Consider the following 1,214-nt stretch of genomic DNA (forward strand, 5'->3'; position numbering starts at 1 on the left):
TGTAATGACCCAGTGATTTCCTGCTCAGGTGTAACCTTATCGAGGAGACACCTATGAGCGCGGTAATGGAAGAAGAGATCAAGCGTTGGACCGCCCGCCGGAAAGCGGCGCTGGTACTGGAAATCATCCAGGGGCGGACGACCGTCGCCGAGGCCAGCCGGCAGCACGACCTGACGCCGTCTGAAGTCGAGGACTGGCTGGACCAGGGCAAAGCCGGCATGGAGAACGCCCTGAAAGCCAAGCCCGAGGACATCCGCGAGCAGTACGAGCGCCAACTCAAGGACCTGCAGGAAGCCTACGGCGAGGCGATGCTGGAGCTGCGCGCCCGAAAAAAATTGCAGTCCCTGTTGGGCAAGGACGAGACGTGATCGCGTCGGTCCGGCAGGGACTCAAGGATGACGGGTTTGAGATATCGATCAGCCAGCTTTGCCGCTGGTTCGAGGTGCCGCGGCGGACGCAGTACTACCGGCCTGTCAAATCGGCGCCGGTGGTGAAGCCCGAGCTGGCCGAGCCGATCAAGGCGCTGATCGAAGCGGAGCCGTCTTTCGGCTACCGCACGGTGGCGGGCTTGCTCGACATGAACAAGAACACGGTGCAGCGGATCTTTCAGCTAAAGGGTTGGCAGGTGCGCAAGCGCGCCGTCGGGCACCGGCCACGGATCGAAGCGCTGCCCTCGGTCGCGACCCGGCCGGATCAGCGCTGGGCCACCGACCTGTGCCGCGTCTGGGGCGGCCGCGACGGGTGGCTAACGCTGGCGCTGGTGATCGACTGCTGCAGTCGAGAACTGTTGGGGTGGCAGCTGTCGCGCAGCGGCAAGGCCGTCACTGCCGCTGCCGCGCTTGAGCAGGCGTTGATCGCCCGCTTCGGCACGCTGGGCCGTGTGCCCGCTCCGTTCCTTTTGCGCTCGGACAACGGCCTGGTGTTCACGAGCCGAAAGTACACGCAGTTCGTGCGCAGCTACGGCTTGCGCCAAGAGTTCATCACCCCGCACTGCCCGCAGCAGAACGGCATGGTTGAACGCGTCATCCGGACTATCAAGGAGCAATGCACGCACCGGCACCGCTTCGAAACCCTGCAGCATGCCAGCCGCGCGATCGGCGACTGGATCCAGTTCTACAACCACCGGCGCCCGCACCAGGCGCTCGGCATGAAGACACCCGCCGAGGCGTATGCTTTAGCGGCCTGACCTGTGCAGGAACCGCTGGGTCATTACA

The 1,214-nt window shown here is 64.3% G+C and carries 2 protein-coding genes; both read left to right on the top strand.

Annotated features, from left to right (window positions below):
- Window positions 1–53: 53 nt before the first annotated feature.
- Complete coding sequence (locus ACYVGY_RS13625; RefSeq protein WP_460458042.1) at window positions 54–368, top strand: transposase; 315 nt, start codon at window positions 54–56, stop codon at window positions 366–368.
- Window positions 365–1,186: an IS3 family transposase gene (locus ACYVGY_RS13630; RefSeq protein ID WP_460458043.1), complete on the top strand. Its 822-nt coding sequence runs from the start codon at window positions 365–367 to the stop codon at window positions 1,184–1,186. Before ACYVGY_RS13625 ends, ACYVGY_RS13630 begins: the two co-directional genes overlap by 4 nt.
- The last annotated feature ends 28 nt before the right edge of the window (window positions 1,187–1,214 follow it).

The organism is Arenimonas alkanexedens, from assembly GCF_054781355.1.

Coding starts and splice junctions, on each gene's coding strand:
- ACYVGY_RS13625 (WP_460458042.1), top strand. CDS start 54: ATGAGCGCGGTAATGGAAGAAGAGATCAAGCGTTGGACCGCCCGCCGG.